Annotated in this window: 20 protein-coding genes; 15 read left to right on the top strand and 5 right to left on the bottom strand. The window is 73.2% G+C overall.

Going from position 1 to position 19,759, the window contains the following annotated elements:
• Positions 1 to 98: 98 nt before the first annotated feature.
• On the bottom strand, positions 99 to 590 hold the full coding sequence (locus tag ACFV1L_RS35315) for an inorganic diphosphatase (protein WP_176189503.1): 492 nt from the start codon (positions 588 to 590) through the stop codon (positions 99 to 101).
• 136 nt (positions 591 to 726) lie between these two features.
• Here ACFV1L_RS35315 and dacB point away from each other — a divergent pair, with 136 nt between their 5' ends.
• From dacB to folE, 6 genes are all read left to right on the top strand, one after another.
• Entirely contained in the window at positions 727 to 2,184 is a 1,458-nt protein-coding gene (dacB, locus tag ACFV1L_RS35310; protein WP_380374132.1) for a D-alanyl-D-alanine carboxypeptidase/D-alanyl-D-alanine-endopeptidase, read from the top strand.
• 103 nt (positions 2,185 to 2,287) lie between these two features.
• A complete protein-coding gene (locus ACFV1L_RS35305) occupies positions 2,288 to 3,442 on the top strand; it encodes a zinc-dependent metalloprotease (protein WP_380374129.1) in 1,155 nt (384 codons plus the stop codon).
• A 233-nt stretch (positions 3,443 to 3,675) separates the two neighbouring features.
• Positions 3,676 to 4,818, top strand: a complete 1,143-nt coding sequence (gene tilS, locus ACFV1L_RS35300; RefSeq protein ID WP_380374126.1) for a tRNA lysidine(34) synthetase TilS — start codon at positions 3,676 to 3,678, stop codon at positions 4,816 to 4,818.
• 63 nt (positions 4,819 to 4,881) lie between these two features.
• On the top strand, positions 4,882 to 5,436 hold the full coding sequence (hpt, locus tag ACFV1L_RS35295; RefSeq protein ID WP_035864922.1) for a hypoxanthine phosphoribosyltransferase: 555 nt from the start codon (positions 4,882 to 4,884) through the stop codon (positions 5,434 to 5,436).
• 221 nt (positions 5,437 to 5,657) lie between these two features.
• Positions 5,658 to 7,700 (top strand): ATP-dependent zinc metalloprotease FtsH, encoded by a 2,043-nt coding sequence (ftsH, locus tag ACFV1L_RS35290; RefSeq protein ID WP_380374123.1) that lies wholly within the window; start codon positions 5,658 to 5,660, stop codon positions 7,698 to 7,700.
• Positions 7,701 to 7,810: 110 nt separating this feature from the next.
• Positions 7,811 to 8,416, top strand: coding sequence for a GTP cyclohydrolase I FolE (gene folE / locus ACFV1L_RS35285; protein ID WP_035864926.1), 606 nt, complete (start codon positions 7,811 to 7,813; stop codon positions 8,414 to 8,416).
• A 31-nt stretch (positions 8,417 to 8,447) separates the two neighbouring features.
• Here the strand turns inward: folE and ACFV1L_RS35280 are convergent, their stop codons facing one another.
• Complete coding sequence (locus ACFV1L_RS35280) at positions 8,448 to 9,632, bottom strand: alpha/beta hydrolase (RefSeq protein WP_380374121.1); 1,185 nt, start codon at positions 9,630 to 9,632, stop codon at positions 8,448 to 8,450.
• Positions 9,633 to 10,022: 390 nt separating this feature from the next.
• Here ACFV1L_RS35280 and ACFV1L_RS35275 point away from each other — a divergent pair, with 390 nt between their 5' ends.
• The 7 genes from ACFV1L_RS35275 (at position 10,023) to ACFV1L_RS35245 (ending at position 16,246) form a co-directional block, all read left to right on the top strand.
• Positions 10,023 to 11,861, top strand: coding sequence for a phosphatidylglycerol lysyltransferase domain-containing protein (locus ACFV1L_RS35275; RefSeq protein ID WP_380374118.1), 1,839 nt, complete (start codon positions 10,023 to 10,025; stop codon positions 11,859 to 11,861).
• Between the two features lie 76 nt (positions 11,862 to 11,937).
• Entirely contained in the window at positions 11,938 to 12,804 is an 867-nt protein-coding gene (gene folP / locus ACFV1L_RS35270; protein WP_380374116.1) for a dihydropteroate synthase, read from the top strand.
• A gap of 2 nt (positions 12,805 to 12,806) precedes the next feature.
• Positions 12,807 to 13,304, top strand: a complete 498-nt coding sequence (locus tag ACFV1L_RS35265) for a nuclear transport factor 2 family protein (protein ID WP_380374114.1) — start codon at positions 12,807 to 12,809, stop codon at positions 13,302 to 13,304.
• Between the two features lie 165 nt (positions 13,305 to 13,469).
• A complete protein-coding gene (gene folB / locus ACFV1L_RS35260) occupies positions 13,470 to 13,829 on the top strand; it encodes a dihydroneopterin aldolase (protein WP_043916702.1) in 360 nt (119 codons plus the stop codon).
• A gap of 35 nt (positions 13,830 to 13,864) precedes the next feature.
• Positions 13,865 to 14,464, top strand: a complete 600-nt coding sequence (folK, locus tag ACFV1L_RS35255) for a 2-amino-4-hydroxy-6-hydroxymethyldihydropteridine diphosphokinase (protein WP_380374112.1) — start codon at positions 13,865 to 13,867, stop codon at positions 14,462 to 14,464.
• Between the two features lie 143 nt (positions 14,465 to 14,607).
• A complete protein-coding gene (locus ACFV1L_RS35250; RefSeq protein ID WP_380374110.1) occupies positions 14,608 to 15,105 on the top strand; it encodes a DUF3180 domain-containing protein in 498 nt (165 codons plus the stop codon).
• Between the two features lie 124 nt (positions 15,106 to 15,229).
• Entirely contained in the window at positions 15,230 to 16,246 is a 1,017-nt protein-coding gene (locus ACFV1L_RS35245; protein WP_380374107.1) for a hypothetical protein, read from the top strand.
• A gap of 76 nt (positions 16,247 to 16,322) precedes the next feature.
• Here the strand turns inward: ACFV1L_RS35245 and ACFV1L_RS35240 are convergent, their stop codons facing one another.
• Both ACFV1L_RS35240 and ACFV1L_RS35235 read right to left on the bottom strand, forming a co-directional pair.
• On the bottom strand, positions 16,323 to 16,898 hold the full coding sequence (locus ACFV1L_RS35240) for a TerD family protein (RefSeq protein ID WP_380374104.1): 576 nt from the start codon (positions 16,896 to 16,898) through the stop codon (positions 16,323 to 16,325).
• 117 nt (positions 16,899 to 17,015) lie between these two features.
• On the bottom strand, positions 17,016 to 17,507 hold the full coding sequence (locus ACFV1L_RS35235; protein WP_380374101.1) for a hypothetical protein: 492 nt from the start codon (positions 17,505 to 17,507) through the stop codon (positions 17,016 to 17,018).
• Between the two features lie 63 nt (positions 17,508 to 17,570).
• Between ACFV1L_RS35235 and arfB the strand changes: the two genes are divergently transcribed.
• Entirely contained in the window at positions 17,571 to 17,999 is a 429-nt protein-coding gene (gene arfB / locus ACFV1L_RS35230; protein ID WP_380374098.1) for an alternative ribosome rescue aminoacyl-tRNA hydrolase ArfB, read from the top strand.
• Positions 18,000 to 18,006: 7 nt separating this feature from the next.
• Here the strand turns inward: arfB and ACFV1L_RS35225 are convergent, their stop codons facing one another.
• Positions 18,007 to 18,561, bottom strand: coding sequence for a flavin reductase family protein (locus ACFV1L_RS35225; protein ID WP_380374096.1), 555 nt, complete (start codon positions 18,559 to 18,561; stop codon positions 18,007 to 18,009).
• A 284-nt stretch (positions 18,562 to 18,845) separates the two neighbouring features.
• Between ACFV1L_RS35225 and ACFV1L_RS35220 the strand changes: the two genes are divergently transcribed.
• Positions 18,846 to 19,759, top strand: a 914-nt coding sequence (locus ACFV1L_RS35220) for a GAF domain-containing protein (protein WP_380374094.1), incomplete at its 3' end; no start/stop codon positions are given.

Below are 19,759 nucleotides of genomic sequence, written 5' to 3'. Positions count from 1 at the left end.
CGTGTTCGGGCCCTGCGCGATCGTGCCGGGCGGGGCTGCGCGGATCGGACTCCCGCCCCTCGCACGGGTGCTTCTGACGCCCCGGAGGGCGCGGCGGCTCAGTGGCCGCCCTGCTCCTGGAGGCGCTTGATCGAGGCGGTGATCTCGGCCTCGGCCTCGGCCCGGCCGACCCAGTCGGCGCCCTGGACGGACTTGCCGGGCTCCAGGTCCTTGTAGACCTCGAAGAAGTGCTGGATCTCCAGGCGGTCGAACTCCGACACGTCCTGCAGGTCCTGCAGGTGCGACCAGCGCGGGTCGGTCGCCGGGACGCACAGCAGCTTGTCGTCGCCGCCGGCCTCGTCGGTCATGTGGAACATGCCGATGGCGCGGCACTTGATCAGGCAGCCGGGGAAGGTCGGCTCTTCCAGGATGACCAAGGCGTCCAGCGGGTCGCCGTCGTCCGCGAGGGTGCCCTCGACGTAGCCGTAGTCGGCCGGGTAGCGGGTCGAGGTGAAGAGCATGCGGTCCAGGCGGAGGCGACCGGTCTCATGGTCCACCTCGTACTTGTTGCGCGAGCCCTTCGGGATCTCGATCAGGACGTCGAACTCCAACGGTTCCTCCAAGGTTGGGACTGACAGAATCCAAGTGTCTCCTACGACAGCGGGTGCTCGGGAAAGGGGCCGGTCGGTGAGATCAGGGACAGGGGCGGGGCGCGGGCGCAGAACGGCGCTCGCGGGGGTCCTGGGGGTGGCGCTGGCGGCGGGGGTGCTGACGGTCGCCGATCCGGCGCTGGCACAGCCGTCGCCGGGCGCCAGCCGCTCGGACGGGCCCGGCAGGCGCGCCGACGACGGACACCACCCGGGCGGCGACGGCCAGGGCCAGGACGGGCACGGCAAGGCCGGCGGGCAGGACCGCCGCGGCAACCGGCACCGCGCGGTGCCGGTCAAGGGCCCGGTGCTGCCCGCCGGGGACGCCGGCGACAGCCGGGTGCCGACCGGCAGCGGGCTGCGCACCGCGCTCGGCGCCACCGTGCAGGACAAGTCGCTGGGCACGCTGAACTACGCGGTCGCCGACGCCGCCACCGGCGAGTTCCTGTTCGGTGCGAACGAGAACACCCCGGCCACGCCCGCCTCCACCACCAAGCTGGCCACCGCCGTCGCCGCGCTGGCCGTGCTGCCGGCCGGCCACCGGATCGCCACCACCGTGGTGCAGGGCGCCCCCGGCGAGATCACCCTGGTCGGCGGCGGCGACCCCACGCTGACCGCGCTGCCCGTCGACCAGGTCCGGGTCGGCGGCGCCCCCGTGGACCGGGAGAGCGCACCCGCCTCGCTGGCCGACCTGGCCCGCCGCACCGCCGCCGCGCTGAAGGCCGCCGGCACCACCGATGTCAAGCTCTCGTACGACACCTCGCTGTACAGCGGCCCGGTGCTGCACAAGGAGCACGACGCGATGAACATCGCCGCGGTCACCGCGCTGATGGTCGACGAGGGCCGGGTCGACCCGCGCTCCACCGACGAGGGGCCGGCCCGGGTGTTCGACCCGGCCGGGCAGGCCGCCGACGCCTTCGCGAACCTGCTGAAGGCCGAGGGCGTCACCGTCCGGAAGAAGGGCGGCCAGGCCGCCGCCCCCGCCGGCGCGACCGAGCTGGCCCGGGTGGAGTCGCCGGAGATCGGGCGGCTGGTCGAGCGGATGCTCACCACCTCCGACAACCAGCTCGCCGAGGCGGTCGCCCGGCAGGTCGCTCTCGCCGCCAAGCAGCCCGCCGGCTTCGACGGCGCGGCCGCCGCCGTCACCGCCGAACTGGCGAAGCTCGGAGTGCCCACGGCCGGCGTGGTGCTCACCGACGGCAGCGGCCTGGCGTCGGCCAACCAGATCCCGCCGGTCACCCTGGTGAAGCTGCTGTCCGCGGCCGCCTCCCCGCAGCACCCGGAGCTGCGCCCGGTGATCACGGGCCTGCCCGTCGCGGGCTTCACCGGCACCCTGGCCGGCCGGTTCGGCGCCAAGTCCGGGGCCGGCGAGGCGGCCGGCATCGTGCGCGCCAAGACCGGCTCGCTGTCGAACGTCAACACGCTGGCCGGCACCGTGGTCGACGCCGACGGGCGGGTGCTGGCGTTCGCCCTGATGACCCGCACCGGCGCCGCCCCGGAGGCGGCCCGCGCCGCCGTCGACCGGATCGTCGCGAAGATCGCCGCCTGCGGCTGCTGACACCGCGCCGGCCCGCTGACCGGGCGTCAACGGGCCGACCGGGGGCGGGCGGGCCGCAGCGCCCGTCTCCCCCCGGGCCGGGGCGAGCACGTACCGTGAGGGCATGACGAGCGCGAACAGCGGTGCGGAGATGGTCGACTGGGATCTCGCGGTGGCGACCGCGGTGCGCCTCGCCCGGCCCGGGCCCCGGATCGGCCGCGAAGAGGCCCGGAAGGTGGTCGCCGAGCTGCGCCGGCACGCCGTAGAGGCCGAGCGGCACGTGCGCGAGTTCACCCGGATGGGGACGGGCGAGGACACCCCGGGCACCCCCGTCCTGGTGGTCGACCGGCCGGGCTGGGTGCGGGCCAACGTGGCGGGCTTCCGCACCGTGGTCCGCCCGCTGACCGACCGGCTGGCGGCCCGCCGCCCGGACGGCCCGGGCTCCGCGGCGGTCGGCTCGGTGGGGGCCAAGGCCACCGGCGTGGAGGTCGGCGCGGTGCTGGCGTTCCTGTCCGCGAAGGTGCTGGGCCAGTACGAGACCTTCGCCCCGGCCCAGCTGCCCACCGCCCCGGACAGCCCCGAGGGCCTGTTCGACCAGCCGCGCCGCGGCCTGACCGCGGTGCCCGGACGGCTGCTGCTGGTGGCGCCGAACATCGTCCAGGTGGAGCGCGAACTCGACGTCGACCCGCACGACTTCCGGCTCTGGGTGTGCCTGCACGAGGAGACCCACCGCACCCAGTTCACCGCCGTGCCCTGGCTGCGCGACCACATCCAGTCGGAGGTGCAGGAGTTCCTGGCGCAGACCGACGTCGACCCGTCGGCGCTGCTGGACCGGCTGCGCGAGGCGCTCGGCGGCCTGCCGGGCTTCGGCGGCCGCGGCAACGGCTCCGCCGCGGGCAGCCTCACCGACCTGGTGCAGACGCCGGCGCAGCGGGAGATCCTGTCCCGGCTGACGGCCGTGATGTCGCTGCTGGAGGGCCACGCCGACGTGGTGATGGACGGCGTCGGCCCGGCCGTGGTGCCGTCGGTGGCGGAGATCCGGGAGAAGTTCCAGCGCCGCCGCGACCGCGGCAGCGGCCGGCTCGACCTGGTGCTGCGCCGGATGCTCGGCATGGACGCCAAGCTGCGCCAGTACCAGGACGGCGCGGTGTTCGTCCGCGGCGTGGTGGAGCGGGCCGGGATGGACGGCTTCAACCGGGTGTGGACGTCGCCGAACACGCTGCCCACCAAGGACGAGGTCCACGACCCGGCGTCCTGGGTGGCCCGGGTGGTCGGCTGAGCCCGGACGCCGCGCGGGCGTCGGCCGCGGACCCCGGTGGACGGTCAACCGCGCGAGTCGTACACCTGGCGGCAGCCGTAACGTTTCACCATTCACCCGTACGTGGGACCGTGGATCCGCCGTTGGCGCGGGTGGCGTGGGCGGTGGCCCGATTCTGCGACCATCTGTGAGCGCCTGGTGACCGAGAGCTGACAGGCGGTCCCGTACCCCCCCTCCGCCAAGGAGTGCCAACCATGGGCCCACACCCCGCTGTCGCGGCGATACGCCTCGCCGTCCGCCGCACCCTCGCCGAGCTCGCGGCCGAGGCCGGCGTCAGTCCCGGCGGGCCGGTCCGCGCCCGCACCGCGCCCCCCGCCCAGGCCGCCCCGCTGCCCGCGCTGGCCACCACCGCCACGGTGCCGGGCACGCTGATCGGCAACGCCCGCCGCCACCCCTCGGGCCTGCCCCGCACTCCGGCCGCCCCCGGCTCCCCGCTGGTGCTGGTCGCCGTCTCCGGCGGCGCCGACTCGATGGCGCTGGCCACCGCCACCGCCTTCGAGGCCCCCAAGCTCGGCCTGCGGGTCGGCGCCGTCACCGTCGACCACGGCCTGCAGGACGGCTCCGCCGAGCGGGCCGAACAGGTCGCCGTCCGGCTGCGCGAACTCGGCCTGGACCCGGTCGAGGCGGTCGCCGTCCGGGTCGGCCGCGAGGGCGGCCCGGAGAACGCCGCCCGGGAGGCCCGGTACGCCGCGCTGGACTCCGCCGCCGAACGCCACGACGCGCTCGCCGTGCTGCTCGGCCACACCCGCGACGACCAGGCGGAGACCGTGCTGCTCGGCCTGGCCCGCGGCTCCGGCGCCCGTTCGCTGGCCGGCATGCCCGCGCAGAAGGGCCGCTACCGCCGCCCGCTGCTGGAGCTCGACCGCGCCGCCACCCGGCAGGCCTGCACCGCGCAGTCCATCCCGGTCTGGGACGACCCGCACAACACCGATCCGGCCTACACCCGCTCCCGGGTCCGCCACGAGGTGCTGCCGGTGCTGGAGAAGCACCTCGGCGGCGGCGTGGTCGAGGCGCTGGCCCGCACCGCCCGGCTGTTCCGCGACGACGCGGACGCGCTCGACCAGTGGGCCGCCCTCGCCGAGCGCGACCTGCGCGCCCCCGACGGCGCGCTCGACGTGGGCAAGCTCTCCGAACTGCCCCCCGCCGTGCGCCGCCGGGTGCTCCGCCGCGCCGCCCTGCGCGCGGGCTCCCCGGCCGGCGACCTGTTCGCCCGGCACCTGGAAACCGTGGACTCGCTGGTCACCGGCTGGCGCGGCCAGGGCCCGCTGCACCTACCCGGGGGCGTCGAAGCCGTGCGCCGGTGTGGCACGCTGGTGTTTCGGCGGCAGGGCGACTGAGCACGAACAGGTCGTACCGCCGCCGCCGAACCCAGACCCCGAACGTTTGAGGACGTATCCCCGGTGGACCAGAACGACATGGGCGCAGACCTCGCGAAGGTGCTCATCAGCAAGGACGAGATCGACGCCAAGCTGGTGGAGCTGGCCGCGCGGATCGACCAGGACTACGCCGGGAAGGACCTCCTGCTGGTCGGTGTCCTCAAGGGCGCCGTGATGGTGATGGCCGACCTGGCCCGGGCCCTGCACAGCCAGGTGACCATGGACTGGATGGCGGTCTCCTCGTACGGCATGGGCACCAAGTCCTCGGGCGTGGTCCGCATCCTGAAGGACCTGGACACCGACATCGCCGGTCGTGACGTGCTGATCGTCGAGGACATCATCGACTCCGGCCTGACGCTGTCCTGGCTGCTCGGCAACCTCGGTTCGCGCGGCCCGGCCTCGCTGAAGGTGTGCACCCTGCTGCGCAAGCCGGACGCCGCCAAGGTCGAGATCGACGTCGAGTACGTCGGCTTCGACATCCCCAACGAGTTCGTGGTCGGCTACGGCCTGGACTACGCGGAGAAGCTGCGCAACCTGCCGTTCATCGGCACGCTGGCGCCGCACGTCTACGGGGGCTGAACCGTTCGGGCGACGGGTGGGAACAGTGCCCTGTTCCCACCCGTTGTGCGGGGGTAGGAAAATAGGCCGCACCGTGGTGTGATCCCGTCGTGAGCGGGGGGCGCTGCGGTACGGTCCAATCAACCGCTCGTCTGACGAGCACATATCGGATGCGCCGCGGCCGACGGCCGACCAGCGCCCGTTGAATGGCAGGAGGGACGGGGCGGTGACGCCCCGCATGGATGGACGTCAAGCGATACTTCCGTGCGCCGATCATGTGGGTCGTGCTGGCCGCCCTCGCCGTGTTCGCGTTGATGGAGCTCGTCTCGGACTCGAGCGGCTACAAGACGGCGGACACCGGTCAGATCATCAGCGCGATCGACAGCAACCAGGTGAAGTCGGCGCAGCTCACCACCGGTGACTCGAACCTCATCAAGATCCAGCTGCAGGACGGCCAGAAGCTGAAGGCGGGAGCCAACGGCAAGTCGCCGTCCGGCACCCGTTTCCAGGCCTCCTACACCGGCGACCAGCAGGCCGCCGACCTGGCCAAGAAGCTCCAGGACCGGTACTCCGCCGGTCAGATCGCCGACGGTTACACCGTCAGCCCCGAGAAGCAGTCGACCTTCGTCAGCCTGCTCTTCTCGATGCTGCCGATCGTGATCATCGTCGTGGTCTTCCTGTTCCTGATGAACCAGATGCAGGGCGGCGGCTCCCGGGTCATGCAGTTCGGCAAGTCCAAGGCCAAGCTGCTCACCAAGGACACCCCGAAGACCACCTTCTCCGACGTCGCGGGCGCGGACGAGGCCGTCGAGGAGCTCCACGAGATCAAGGAGTTCCTGCAGGAGCCGGCCAAGTTCCAGGCCGTCGGCGCCAAGATCCCCAAGGGCGTGCTGCTGTACGGCCCGCCCGGAACCGGCAAGACCCTGCTGGCCCGCGCCGTCGCGGGCGAGGCGGGCGTCCCGTTCTACTCGATCTCCGGTTCCGACTTCGTCGAGATGTTCGTCGGCGTCGGCGCCAGCCGGGTCCGCGACCTGTTCGAGCAGGCCAAGGCCAACGCCCCGGCGATCATCTTCGTCGACGAGATCGACGCCGTCGGCCGGCACCGCGGTGCGGGCCTCGGCGGCGGCCACGACGAGCGCGAGCAGACCCTCAACCAGCTGCTGGTCGAGATGGACGGCTTCGACGTCAAGGGCGGCGTCATCCTGATCGCCGCCACCAACCGCCCCGACATCCTGGACCCGGCGCTGCTGCGCCCCGGCCGCTTCGACCGGCAGATCGCCGTCGACCGCCCGGACCTCCAGGGCCGTCTGGACATCCTCAAGGTGCACCAGAAGGGCAAGCCGATCGCGCCGGACGTCGACCTGTCGGCCGTCGCCAAGCGCACCCCCGGCTTCACCGGCGCCGACCTGTCGAACGTGCTGAACGAGGCGGCGCTGCTCACCGCGCGCACCGACAAGAAGCTGATCGACAACCAGGTGCTGGACGAGGCGATCGACCGCGTCGTGGCCGGTCCGCAGAAGCGTTCGCGGATCATGTCCGACAAGGAGAAGAAGATCACCGCGTACCACGAGGGCGGTCACGCCCTGGTCGCGGCGGCCTGCAACTACTCCGACCCGGTGCACAAGATCACCATCCTGTCCCGGGGCCGCGCGCTCGGCTACACCATGGTGCTGCCGGACGAGGACAAGTACTCGACCACCCGCAACGAGATGCTCGACCAGCTCGCCTACATGCTGGGCGGCCGGGCGGCGGAGGAACTGGTCTTCCACGACCCGACCACCGGCGCCTCGAACGACATCGAGAAGGCCACCGCCACCGCGCGGGCGATGGTCACCCAGTACGGCATGAGCGAGCGCCTCGGCGCCATCAAGTTCGGCTCCTCCGACTCCGAGCCGTTCCTGGGCCGCGAGATGGCCCACCAGCGCGACTACTCGGAAGAGGTCGCCGGGCTGGTGGACGAGGAGGTCAAGAAGCTGATCGAGACCGCGCACAACGAGGCCTGGGAGATCCTGGTCGAGAACCGCGACGTGCTCGACAACCTGGTCCTCGAACTGCTGGAGAAGGAGACGCTGAACAAGGAGCAGATCGCCGAGGTCTTCGCTCCGGTCATCAAGCGTCCCCCGCGTCCGGCGTGGACCGGCTCGTCCCGCCGGACCCCGTCCACCCGGCCGCCGGTGCAGTCGCCGAAGGAGCTGGCGCTGACCAACGGCGCCGCCTCCGGCGCCGACAGCCCGGTCGACATCGTGAAGCTGCCGCCGGCCGACGGCGGCCAGGTCGAGGGCTGATCGACCGGACACCTGTTCGGAATGGATGCCGCGTTTCCGGGGTTTGTACCCTGGAGGCGCGGCATTCGTGCTGCACGGAACCTTTCCTTCTGACGAGCAGCGAGGCACGCATGATCGATCCGGTGACGCTCGACGGTGAGCCCCCCGTCGGCGAGTTCGACCAGAAGCGGGCCGAGAACGCCGTCCGCGAGCTGCTCATCGCCGTCGGAGAGGACCCGGACCGCGAGGGCCTGCTGGAGACCCCGGCCCGGGTCGCGCGCGCCTACCGCGAGATATTCGCGGGCCTGTGGCAGCAGCCGGAGGACGTGCTCACCACCACCTTCGACCTCGGCCACGACGAGATGGTGCTGGTCAAGGACATCGAGGTGTACTCCACCTGCGAGCACCACCTGGTCCCGTTCCGCGGCGTCGCGCACGTCGGCTACATCCCGTCCGTGAGCGGCAAGATCACCGGCCTGTCCAAGCTGGCCCGGCTGGTCGACGTGTACGCCCGCCGCCCGCAGGTGCAGGAGCGCCTCACCAGCCAGGTCGCGGACGCGCTGATGCGGATCCTGGAGCCGCGCGGCGCCATCGTGGTGATCGAGTGCGAGCACATGTGCATGTCGATGCGCGGCATCCGCAAGCCCGGCGCCACCACCGTCACCTCGGCGGTTCGCGGCCAGCTGCGGGACCCGGCCACCCGGGCCGAGGCGATGAGCCTGATCATCGGCCGGTAGGGAGCGGCCGGGCGGCCGTCCGGCGTCCGGGTCAGGGCCGCGGTTCGCGGTCCTGCGGGCGCGCCAGGTGGTCGCTGAGCCACTCCAGGGTGGCCGGGAGCTCGCGGCGCCAGGTCTCGAAGGAGTGGCCGCCGTCCGGCAGCATCAGCGAGTCCACCAGGAACTCGGGGTGGTTCTCGGCGGCCTGCTTCGCACTGGCGAGGAACTTCTGGGTGGCCTGGTAGTCGTCCTCCGCGTGGGTGGAGACCACCAGCAGGGACGCGGCCGGCGCGGGCAGGTTCTTCAGCCGCCAGTTCAGGTCGGACTGCCTGGCCGCGTCCGCGTCGCCCCGGAACAGGTCGCCGTCCGTCCACCGGTCGTTCGGCACCGTGTAGTCCGGGTGCATCCCGGCCGCGGTGTGGTACGCGTCCGGGTGGCGCATCGCCAGCCGCAGCGCGCAGGACCCGCCGGTCGAGTAGCCGAACACGCCCCAGGACTCCGCCGCGCGGCCCAGCCGGTACGCCGAGCGCAGCGCGGTCGGCACGTCCTTGACGAACCAGGTCTCGGTCTTCGGCCCGCCGGGGACGTCCACGCACTCGGTGTCGCGCGGCGGGGTGACGGTGGGGCGGGCCATCACGATCACCGTGGGCGCCATCTGGCCCGAGTGCTGCAGTTCGGCGGCGGTCTGCGGCAGGTGCAGGCTGTCGACCAGGTTCAGCGTCGGGCCGGGGTAGCCCGCCAGCGCGACCAGCACGGGGAAGTGCTCGCGGCTGTAGCGGGGATTGAAGTACTCGGGCGGCAGGTAGACGAACACCTGGTCCGACAATCCCGACTCGGTGCCGGTCAGCCGCACCGAGTCGACCCGGCCGACCTCCTCGGGCTTGCCGGCCGGCAGCACGTCCTTGACCGTCTCCAGTCCGCCCTCGTCGGTCGGCTGGACCAGTCGGTCGCCGTCCGGGACGGCGCCGGGGGTGCGCGCCGAGGTCAGCGCGAGCGGGGCGGCCGCGCCGGGGCGCAGCAGGTCGTTCCAGGAGGTGTAGAAGCCGTAGGCGTTGTTCACCGACAGCAGCAGCACCGACAGCGCCGCCGATTGAGTGACCGTCAGCAGTCCGAGCCGGCCGAGCACCGGCAGCGGGCGCTGCGCCGACAGCCGCGGCCACAGCCAGAGAGTGGCGATCAGGGCCCCCACGGCCACCGCGATCAGCGCGTACACCAGTGTCCGGCTGGTCAGCTCCATGCCTTCCGATCCTCTCGACTCCCGCTCGGTCATCGTGGTCTGACGGTCCGTCGGATGCGAGTGGGGGTAGTCTGACCGAGCGTCGGAAACCAGTACGACCGGATGACTGCGCGAACGGGAACCGTCGCCCTAGAATGCGGCGTCCACCGGTTGGAATCGCGCCGAACCGCCGTGCCGGCGGCCACGGGTGCGGCATCGGTGGTACCCGTCGCGTCCCCCGGTACGACGAGCACGGCCGTTCGGGCCGGGCCCCGGGCGGACGGACCCCTCCGCCCCATGGACCCCTCTTGACGTGCGGATTGCCAGAAAAAGGAACAGTCATGAAGGTTCATCACAACCCGGCGCCCGGGGTGCGCGCGCACCGCCCGGGTGCCTCTAGGCTGGGTTCTCATGAGCGCTCCCGTGTCCGCTGAGACCACGACCGACCAGCCCCGCCGGCGGGGGCTGCAGGCGCTTCGGTCCCAGGCGTCCGCCGTGCCGCGGCAGTGGCTTCCGGGCGTGGTCGGCTACGCCTGCCTGGTCATCGGACTGATCGACATCGCCTGTGCGGTCTTCCCCCGGCTCCGGCTCACCCGGATGCACGTCTGGGCCGGGCAACTGCCCGGCGGCACCACCACGTTGGCCGCCGCCGGCACCCTGATGGTCGGCATGCTGCTGGTACTGCTCGCGCACGCGCTGCGCCGCCGCAAGCGGCGCGCCTGGCGGGCCGTCTGCGTGCTGCTGCCGATCGGCGCCGCGCTGCACCTGCTGCGCTGGCACCAGTTCGGCCAGGCCGCGATCTCGCTGGCGCTGCTCGCGGTGATGCTGGTCCACCAGCGCGAGTTCTACGCCAAGGCCGACCCGCGCACCCGCTGGCGCGCGGTGCTCAACTTCGTCGTCCTCGGCACCGTCTCGGTGCTGCTCGGCCTGGTCATCGTCTCGGTCCGCTGGAAGGCCGAGGTCGGCGACCCGTCGCTGTTCCAGCGACTGGAGCACGTCGCCTACGGCCTGTTCGGCTTCGAGGGGCCGATCCACTACACCACCGACCGGGTCGGCGACCTGGTCGGCTACTCGCTCGGCGCGCTCGGCCTGGTCACCGCGCTCACCACCGCCTACCTGGCGCTGCGCCCGGAGAAGCCCGAGCCCGAGCTCACCCCCGAGGACGAGCTGAAGGTCCGCGAGCTGCTCGCCCGGCACGGCCGGCGCGACTCGCTCGGCTACTTCGCGCTGCGCCGCGACAAGAGCGTGCTGTTCTCGCCCACCGGCAAGGCCGCGATCTCCTACCGGGTGGTCTCCGGCGTGATGCTCGCCTCCGGCGACCCGGTCGGCGACGTCGAGGCCTGGCCCGGCGCGATCAAGGTCTTCATGACCACCGCCCGGGAGCACGCCTGGGTGCCCGCCGTCATGGGCTGCTCCGAGGTCGGCGGCGAGGTCTGGACCCGCGAGGCCCAGCTGGACGCGCTCGAACTCGGCGACGAGGCCATCGTCGACACCGCCACCTTCTCGCTCTCCGGCCGCGCCATGCGCAACGTCCGCCAGATGGTGAAGCGGATCGAACGCAACGGCTACTCCTGCAAGGTCCGCCGGGTCGGCGACCTCACCCTGGAGGAGAAGCGCCAGATCGCCGATGCCGCGGCCCGCTGGCGCGGCACCGACACCGAGCGCGGCTTCTCGATGGCCCTCGGCCGCTTCGGCGACGCCGGCGACGACGAGTGCGTGGTCGTCACGGCGCACAAGGCGCCCGAGGAGGGGGAGAGCGGCTCCGGCGACGACCTGAAGGCGGTGCTGCACTTCGTCCCCTGGGGCGAGGACGGCATCTCGCTGGAACTGATGCGCCGCGACCGCGAGGCCGACCCGGGCCTCAACGAGCTGCTGATCGTCGCCGCCCTCCAGGAGGTCGGCGCGATGGGCATCCGGCGGGTCTCGCTGAACTTCGCGATGTTCCGCTCGGCGCTCGCCCGCGGCGAGCGGATCGGCGCCGGGCCGGTGCTGCGCGCCTGGCGCGGACTGCTGGTCTTCCTGTCGCGCTGGTTCCAGATCGAGTCGCTGTACAAGTTCAACGCGAAGTTCCAGCCCACCTGGGAGCCCCGGTTCCTGGTCTACCAGCACACCCGCGACCTGCCGCGGATCGGCTTCGCCGCGATGCAGGCGGAGGCGTTCATCACGCTGGGCATGCCGCGGTTCGGGCGCAAGCGCCAGCGGCAGGGGCTCATGCCGGCGGCTCCGGCCGAGCTCGGCAAGGCGGCGTAGGAACGCGCACGGCCGCACGGACGGGGCCGCGCGGGGCGGGAGGCCGCCCCACGCGGCCCCGTCCGTGCGGCCGATAATGGGTCGTATGAGCGAAAACCTCCCTGGCCTGCCCGTCCTCGACCGTTGTGCGGTGATGGGGGTGGTGAACGTCACGCCGGACTCGTTCTCGGACGGCGGGATGTGGCTGGACCCGGCGAAGGCGGTCGCGCACGGGCTGGACCTGGTGGCGCGGGGGGCCGACCTGGTCGACGTGGGCGGGGAGTCGACCCGTCCCGGGGCGGTCCGGGTGACGGAGGACGAGGAGCTGCGCCGGGTGGTGCCGGTGGTCACCGAGCTGGCCCGGGCCGGCGCGGTGGTCTCGGTGGACACCATGCGGGCCCGCGTGGCGCGGGCCGCGGTGCAGGCGGGCGCGAAGATCGTCAACGACGTGTCCGGAGGACTCGCCGACCCGGAGATGGCAGCCGTGGTCGCCGAGACCGGAGCGCCGTTCGTGGTGATGCACTGGCGCGGGCAGTCGGCGGACATGTACGCGCAGGCGGTGTACCGGGACGTGGTCGCCGACGTGGTGCGGGAGCTGACCGACCGGGTCGAGGACCTGCTCGCGGCCGGGGTGAAGGAGGACCAGCTGATCCTGGACCCGGGCCTGGGCTTCGCCAAGACGAGCGCGCACAACTGGGCGCTGCTGGGCCGGCTGGACGCGCTGACGGCGCTGGGGCGGCCGGTCCTGGTCGCGGCTTCGCGCAAGCGCTTCCTGGGTACGCTGCTGGCCAACCCGGAAACCGGGGAGCTGCGCCCGGCGCGGCAGCGGGACGACGCGACGGCGGCGGTCTCGGTGCTGTCGGCGAAGGCGGGTGCCTGGGCGGTACGGGTCCATGACGTGTCCGGCACGGCTGACGCCGTACGAGTCGTCGCGGCCTGGGAGCAGGCGGCGCAGAGGGGGTAGGCGTGGCGGAGGCAGTGAGCGGCAACGACCGGGCGGCGGCGCTGGAACCGGACGAGGAGGCCGTGCTGGCGGCCAATCAGGCGCTGTACGAGGCACTGGAGAACGGCGACCTGGACGCCGTCGAGTCGATCTGGCTGGGGCCGGGCGAGGCGGACGACAAGGGCGGCGTGTTCTGCGTGCACCCGGGCTGGCCGGCGCTGGTCGGCCGGGCCCAGGTGACCAGGTCGTACATGCTGATCATGGCGAACACCGAGTACATCCAGTTCTTCCTGACGGATGTCGAGGTGGACGTGCAGGGCGATGTGGCGCTCGTCACCTGCACGGAGAACATCCTGTCCGGCGGCGAGCCCGAGGAGGAGGGCGAACTGGGGCCGCTGGTGGGCGGGAAGGTCGTGTCGACGAACGTGTTCCGGCGCACCGCGGACGGCTGGAAGCTGTGGTCGCACCACGGGTCGCCGGTGCTCACCAGCGGCGACGACGAGGACGACGAGGACGACTGAACCGCCGTCCGTCAAGGGCCGCGGTGGCCGGTCCGATCGGGTGGGCGGCCGGGGAGGCGGTCCGGGGCGGTCGGTCCTCGAAGGTAGATTCGAGGGGCGGCGGGCGACGGTGCCCGCCGGTCCCCGCCCCGGCGGGGCCGTCAGCTGGGAGCAGTGATTCTTGTGCTGGACCGCGTCACCCTGCGTGGGCTCCGTGCCCGCGGCCACCACGGCGTCTTCGAACGGGAGCGGATCGAGGGGCAGACCTTCGTCGTCGACCTGACGCTGTTCCTGGACACCCGGCCGGCCGCCGCGAGTGACGACCTGACCCGCACCGCCCACTACGGCGTGATCGCGGAGGAGGTCACCGCGGTGATCGCGGGCGACCCGGTCGACCTGATCGAGACGCTGGCCCAGCGGATCGCCGACCAGTGCCTGCGGCACGAGGTGGTCGAGGAGGTCGAGGTCGTCGTGCACAAGCCCGACGCCCCGATCACCGTCCCGTTCGACGACGTCACCATCACGATCCGCCGGGGCCGCGCCTGATGGCGCCCGGTGGAGCCCGAGCGGAGGGAACTCCCATGGCCACCACAGACCCGACCGCCACGCCGACCACGTTCGACCTGCAGGGCAAGGTGGACCGCGTGGAATCCACCCTGCACGAGTCGCGGACCGCCGCGGTCGCCCTCGGCAGCAACCTGGGCAACCGCCTGGAGACCCTCCAGGGCGCCGTCGACGCCCTGGAGGACACCCCGGGCGTGCGGGTCACCGCGCTGTCCGCGGTGTACGAGACGGACGCCGTCGGCGGCCCCGCCGACCAGCCGAGCTACTTCAACGCCGTCGCGGTGCTGCGCACCTCGCTGCCGCCGCGGGACCTGCTGGAGCGGGCCAACGCCGTGGAGGACGCCTTCGGCCGGGTCCGCACCGTCCGCTGGGGCGCCCGCACCCTGGACGTCGACATCCTCGCCTACGAGGGCGTCCGCAGCGACGACCCGCAGCTGACGCTGCCGCACCCGCGCGCCCACGAGCGGGCCTTCGTGCTGGCCCCCTGGCAGGACGCCGACCCGCAGGCCGAGGTGCCCGGCCACGGCCCGGTCACCGAACTGCTGGCCGGCCTCGGCGGCCCCGAGGCGCAGGGCGTGCGGCTGCGCGCGGACCTGCAGCTGCGCCTGCCGGAGTGAGCCGCCCGGGAACTTCCGACGGGGCAGGGGCGTAGCTCCCTGCGGGTGCGGCCCGGCCGGTACGGTGGGCTGGTCGCCGTGCCCCGTCGGACCCCGGGGCCGTACCAGACCGGGTCGAACCACTGGGAAGGAAGCCCGTCCGCGTGAAGCCGCTCCGTCTCCGCCTGCTGCTCGGCATCGCCGCGATCACGGGGGTGCTGTCCTGGGGCGGCGCCCGGCTGTGGGACTCGCTGGGCACGCTGCCCGGGGTGCCCGCGTACGCGCCGTTCGTGCTGGCGGCGATCGCCGTGGTGCTGCTGGCCGCGGCGATCTCGCTGCGGTCGCGGCTGAAGGCGATCCGGGAGCGGCAGCCCGGCGCGAAGCGGGTCGATCCGCTGCACGCGGCGCGGGCGCTGGTGCTGGGGCAGGCCAGTGCGCTGGTGTCCGCGGTGGTGACCGGCGTCTACGGCGGCGTCGGCGTGTTCCTGCTCGGCTCGCTGGACGTGCCCGCCCGCCGCTCGCAGGCCGCGACGGCGCTGTTCGCGGTGCTGGCCGGCGCGGCGGTGATCGCGGTGGCGCTGTGGCTGCAGCACATCTGCAGGCTGCCCGAGGACCACGACGACCCCGACCACCCGCGCGGCACCGCCGCCTCGTCGCGCTGACCGCCCCGCCCCACTGGTCACCGGCGGTGCCGGTGCGGATGCGGCACGTGTTTCTGTCGGCGTGTCAAGGGCGGAATGGGGGGCGAGGCTGACAGGGCCGCGATTCGCACGCTAGTTTCTAGCCATGCCTCGCGGACGCCACCGTCATTCCTCCGTCCTGGGCCGGTCGCTGCCGCCGGTCGCCTCCGGTGTGCTCGTGGTCGCGGCGGTGGCCGCGCTGGTGGCCAGTCCGGACCAGATCGTGGCCCGCTCGGTCGGGGTCGCCGCGGTCGTCGCGGTGGTCGGCCTGGCGCTGGTGCTGCGGCAGCGCGACCGGGCCGCCCGGACCGCCGCCGAGGTCGCCATGGAGCGCCGGCTGCGCGCCGAGGAGCGCTACGAGGAGCAGATCGCCGAGGCCGAGTACGCGGCCGAGGTCGCCGAGGAGCGGGCCACCCGCTTCGGGCGGCGGCTGACCGCCGAGAAGTCCCGGCTGGCGAAGGCGGAGACCGAGATCGCCCGGCTGCTGCGCGAGCGGGCCGTGCTGGTCGCCGAGCAGGCGCTGAAGGAGGCGGAGGCGGCCCGGCAGGCGCTGGAGGCGTCCCGCCCCAAGCACCCCGTCACGCCCGCCGCGTACGTCCGCGCCCAGGCCGCGATGCGGCACCTGGAGCGGCAGGCGGCGGTCGCCGAGGCACGCCGCGTGGTGGACGAGCGGGCCCAGGTCGAGCTCCGGCCGAAGATGCCGGAGCCGGTGCAGGCCACCGGTTCGGCGGCGCTGCGCCCGGTCGGCCCGGCGCTGCCCGCCCCGCGCCCGCAGGACGGCGAGCAGGCGGCCCCGGCGGCCCCGCAGCGGCCGCGGGCGGCGGCGTTCAGCTTCTTCGGCCGTCCGGGCAGCGCCCGGGCCGCGCTGCGGGCGGCCGCGCCGGCCCCGGCGGTCGGCGACCTGGCGGACGTGGTGGGCGACGAGGCGGTGGCCGACAGCGAGCGCTACGCGGTGCTGGAGACGGCGCCGGTGGACGCCGGGCAGCCCGCGCACCGCGCGGTGGAGCAGGCGCCGAGCCACCAGCACGCGGAGTCCGACACCGAGCCCGAGGTGGTCGACCTGACCGCGCACGACGAGACCGAGCTGCTGGAGCTGCCCGAGCTGCGGGCCGGCCGGCCGTGACGGTGTGAAGGCGTGACGGTGTGAAAGGGCCCCCGCTCCGGTCGGAGCGGGGGCCCTTTCACGTGGTGACGGCGGCTCAGACGTTGACGCCGAAGTCCTGGGCGATGCCGGCCAGGCCGGAGGCGTAGCCCTGGCCGATGGCGCGGAACTTCCACTCGGCGCCGTTGCGGTACAGCTCGCCGAAGATCATCGCGGTCTCGGTGGCCGCGTCCTCGGACAGGTCGTAGCGGGCGATCTCGGTGCCGCCGGCCTGGTTGAGCACCCGGATGTAGGCGTTGCGGACCTGGCCGAAGCTCTGGCCGCGGTTGTTGCCGTCGTAGATCGACACCGGGAAGGTGATCCGGGTGACGTCGGCGGGCAGCGCGGCCAGGTTGACGTTGACCTGCTCGTCGTCGCCGTCGCCCTCGCCGGTGCGGTTGTCGCCGGTGTGGACGACGGTGCTGTCCGGGGTGCTGGTGTTGTTGAAGAAGACGAAGTGGCGGTCCGAGTAGACCTTGCCCTCGCCGTTCAGGACGATCGCGCTGGCGTCCAGGTCGAACTCGGTGCCGGTGGTGGTGCGGACGTCCCAGCCGAGGCCGACGGTGACCGCGGTCAGGCCGGGGGCCTCCTTGGTCAGCGAGACGTTGCCACCCTTGGAGAGGCTCACGGGCATGGTCTGTGGTGTCCCTTCGGTCGGTTTTGCCCAGAGAACGCGGGACGGGCGGCCTTTGGTTCCACCACTTGGTGGACGGACGGTTCTTTCCCCCGTCCGGCCCCGCCCGACGCCGGGTCAGATTCTCGGGTACCGGCCCTGCACGGTCCAGATGTTCGGATTGTCGGCCAGGTCCTCGTGCAGCTCCGTCAGGTCGGCCAGCACGTCCTGGAGGAAGTCCCGGGCCTCCCGGCGGAGTTCGGCGTGCCGGACCACCAGCGGCTCGTCGTCCGGCCGCCAGGTGGCGGTGATCTCCACCCAGCCGAACCGGCGGGCGAAGCGCAGCAGTTCGGTGTTCTGGGTGAAGTCGAGGTCCTCGGTGCGGACCCGGGCCTCCCGGCTGCCGCGCGGGTCGTCGTCCAGGCGTTCGACGATGTCGCACAGCGCCCAGGCGAAGTCCAGCACCGGCACCCAGCCCCAGCGGGTCTCCACGCCGGCGCCCTCGTCGGTCTCCAGGTAGACGTCGCCGGCGAACAGGTCGTGCCGCAGCGCCCGGACCGGGGCGGTGCGGTAGTCGGTCTGCGGGGGGTCGGGGAAGCGGTTGGACAGGGAGTAGCCGAGCTCGATCACGCCCGCCATTGTGCCGGGTTAACCAGGTGACGGCGGCCCTGCCCGGGCGGGATGATGGGCGGCATGACAGAGCCCGTGCGCGTACGGGGTTCGGTGGTCGTCCCCGATGCCGAGCTCGTCTGGCGCTTCTCCCGTTCCTCCGGCCCCGGCGGCCAGCACGTCAACACCTCCGACAGCAAGGTCGAGCTGCGCTGGGACCTGGCGGCCTCCGACGCGCTGCCGCCGGTGTGGAAGGAGCGCGCCCTGGAGCGGCTGGCCTCCCGGCTGGTCGACGGGGTGCTGACGGTGCGCGCCTCCGAGCACCGCTCGCAGTGGCGCAACCGCGAGGTCGCCGCGGCCCGGCTGGCCTCCCTGCTCGGCGAGGCGACGGCGCCGCCGCCGAAGGCCCGGCGGGCCACCAGGCCGAGCCGCGGCATGGTCGAGCGCCGGCTGGAGAACAAGCGGCACCGCGCCTCGCTGAAGCAGGGGCGCGGCCGGATCCGGCCGGAGTGACGGCCGCTCAGCCGAGCTGGCGGTAGCCGGCCCGGAAGTACACCAGCGGCCGGCCGGCCGGGGCGGGCACCCGCGCGGCGAGCACCCGGCCGAGCACCAGGGTGTGGTCGCCGGCCGGGATGCGCTGCTCGGTGCGGCACTCCACGGTGGCCAGCGCGCCGTCGATCAGCGGGGCGCCGGAGTGCGGGCCGCGGTGCCAGGCGGTGTCGGCGAACAGCAGCCGGTCGCTCAGCCGGCCCTTCATGGCGAAGCGCGAGGCCAGGGTGCGGTGCTCCTCGGCGAGCAGCGAGACCGCCCAGGTCTCGGCCCGGGCCAGCAGGTCGTCCATCCGGGAGTCCTGGCGGACCGAGACCAGTACCAGCGGCGGCTCCAGCGACACCGACAGGAACGAGGTGGCGGTCATGCCGGCGTCCTCGTCGTCCTCGGCGTCGTGCACGGTCACCAGCGAGACGCCGGCCGCCAGTTGGCCGAGGGCGGCGCGGAACTCCTCGGGGGTGGCGCCGGCCTCCGCGACCGGGGCGGGAGCGGCGGGGGACGTGGGGGACTGCGGGGAGCTGTACACGTACCGCACGGTAGTCCCCGGTCGGGCGCGCCGGTATCGGGCCCTGGTCGTAGGCCGGGTCGGTCGCAGGGCCGAGCGTGCGGGCGGAAGTCGCCCGGTGGGCGTCCTGGTGTTCCCCGGAGTTTCCGAATACGATCATCACTTGATCATTATGTGATTTGAGTCACACTCACAGGCTATTGCTGACCGAGCGTGCCTATCGGAGTGCTCGCTGTGATTCAGTTCTTCTGGCAATCGGACGACAACCTTTCAAGAACTATCCGAAGCAGCCGGGGAGCCCCCGCATGGAAGCCGAGTCGGAGCCCTACGTCCGCCTCGCGACCCTCCGCACCTTGCACCGGGTCGTGGCGGACCTCAACGCTGCCCGGAGCCTGGCGGGAACCCTGCAGGCGGTCGTCGAGGGCGCGGTCCACGGGCTCGGGTTCGACGCCGCCGCCGTCAGCCTGGTCCGCCCCGACGGCGACCTGGTGATCGCCGCCGTCTGGGAGATCGAGGAGACCGCCTTCGGCGGCCCCGCCGTCCTGCTCGGCCAGGTCGGCTCCCGCGAGTCCTGGGACCGGATGCTCCAGGTCGCCGACCACTGGGGCACCCTGCGCTTCCTCCCGCACGACCGCGGCTGGGCCATCGGCACCGACATTCCCGCCTGGACCGGCGACGGCCCGCTGCCCGTCTACGACAACGACTGGCACCCCGCCGACGTCCTGCTCGCCCCCATGTACAGCGCCGGCGGCGACCTGCTCGGCATCCTCTCGGTGGACCGCCCGCGCAGCGGCAAACGCCCCGGCGCGTGGACCCGCGAGGCCCTGGAGATGTTCTCGCTGCAGGCCTCCATCGCCATCGGCAACGCCCGGCTGCGGGCCGAGATGCAGCGCGCCCTGGCCCGCCTGGAGAAGGAGCAGCAGGCCCTGCGGGCCAGCGAGGAGTCCTTCCGGCAGGCCTTCGAGTACGCGCCCAGCGGCATGGCCATCACCGAACTGCACGGCGACGGCTGCGGCCAGCTCACCCGCGTCAACGACGCGCTCTGCCGGCTGCTCGGCCGGCCCCGGGCCACCCTGCGCCAGCAGCGCTTCGTCGACCTGGTCCACCCCGACGACCTGGAACTGCTGCTGCGCACCAGCGCCGAGGGCGGCCGGGCCGAACTGAGACTCTCCCGCCGGGACGGCGGCTACCAGTGGGTCTGCCTGCGCAACTCGGTGGT

It is taken from the genome of Kitasatospora sp. NPDC059646 (genome assembly GCF_042734615.1).
Taxonomy (GTDB): domain Bacteria; phylum Actinomycetota; class Actinomycetes; order Streptomycetales; family Streptomycetaceae; genus Kitasatospora.
The sequence above is the reverse complement of the archived record's forward strand: the minus strand, read 5'-3'. Positions and strand labels throughout refer to the sequence as shown.

What these genes read in the sequence shown, in the direction of transcription:
- folP (WP_380374116.1), top strand. Translation starts at nt 11,938, where the DNA reads ATGGGTCGTATGAGCGAAAACCTCCCTGGCCTGCCCGTCCTCGACCGT.
- ACFV1L_RS35240 (WP_380374104.1), bottom strand. Translation starts at nt 16,898, where the DNA reads ATGCCCGTGAGCCTCTCCAAGGGTGGCAACGTCTCGCTGACCAAGGAG.
- tilS (WP_380374126.1), top strand. Translation starts at nt 3,676, where the DNA reads ATGGGCCCACACCCCGCTGTCGCGGCGATACGCCTCGCCGTCCGCCGC.
- ACFV1L_RS35280 (WP_380374121.1), bottom strand. Translation starts at nt 9,632, where the DNA reads ATGGAGCTGACCAGCCGGACACTGGTGTACGCGCTGATCGCGGTGGCC.
- arfB (WP_380374098.1), top strand. Translation starts at nt 17,571, where the DNA reads ATGACAGAGCCCGTGCGCGTACGGGGTTCGGTGGTCGTCCCCGATGCC.
- ACFV1L_RS35275 (WP_380374118.1), top strand. Translation starts at nt 10,023, where the DNA reads ATGAGCGCTCCCGTGTCCGCTGAGACCACGACCGACCAGCCCCGCCGG.
- folK (WP_380374112.1), top strand. Translation starts at nt 13,865, where the DNA reads ATGGCCACCACAGACCCGACCGCCACGCCGACCACGTTCGACCTGCAG.
- ACFV1L_RS35245 (WP_380374107.1), top strand. Translation starts at nt 15,230, where the DNA reads ATGCCTCGCGGACGCCACCGTCATTCCTCCGTCCTGGGCCGGTCGCTG.
- folE (WP_035864926.1), top strand. Translation starts at nt 7,811, where the DNA reads ATGATCGATCCGGTGACGCTCGACGGTGAGCCCCCCGTCGGCGAGTTC.
- ftsH (WP_380374123.1), top strand. Translation starts at nt 5,658, where the DNA reads ATGGACGTCAAGCGATACTTCCGTGCGCCGATCATGTGGGTCGTGCTG.
- ACFV1L_RS35305 (WP_380374129.1), top strand. Translation starts at nt 2,288, where the DNA reads ATGACGAGCGCGAACAGCGGTGCGGAGATGGTCGACTGGGATCTCGCG.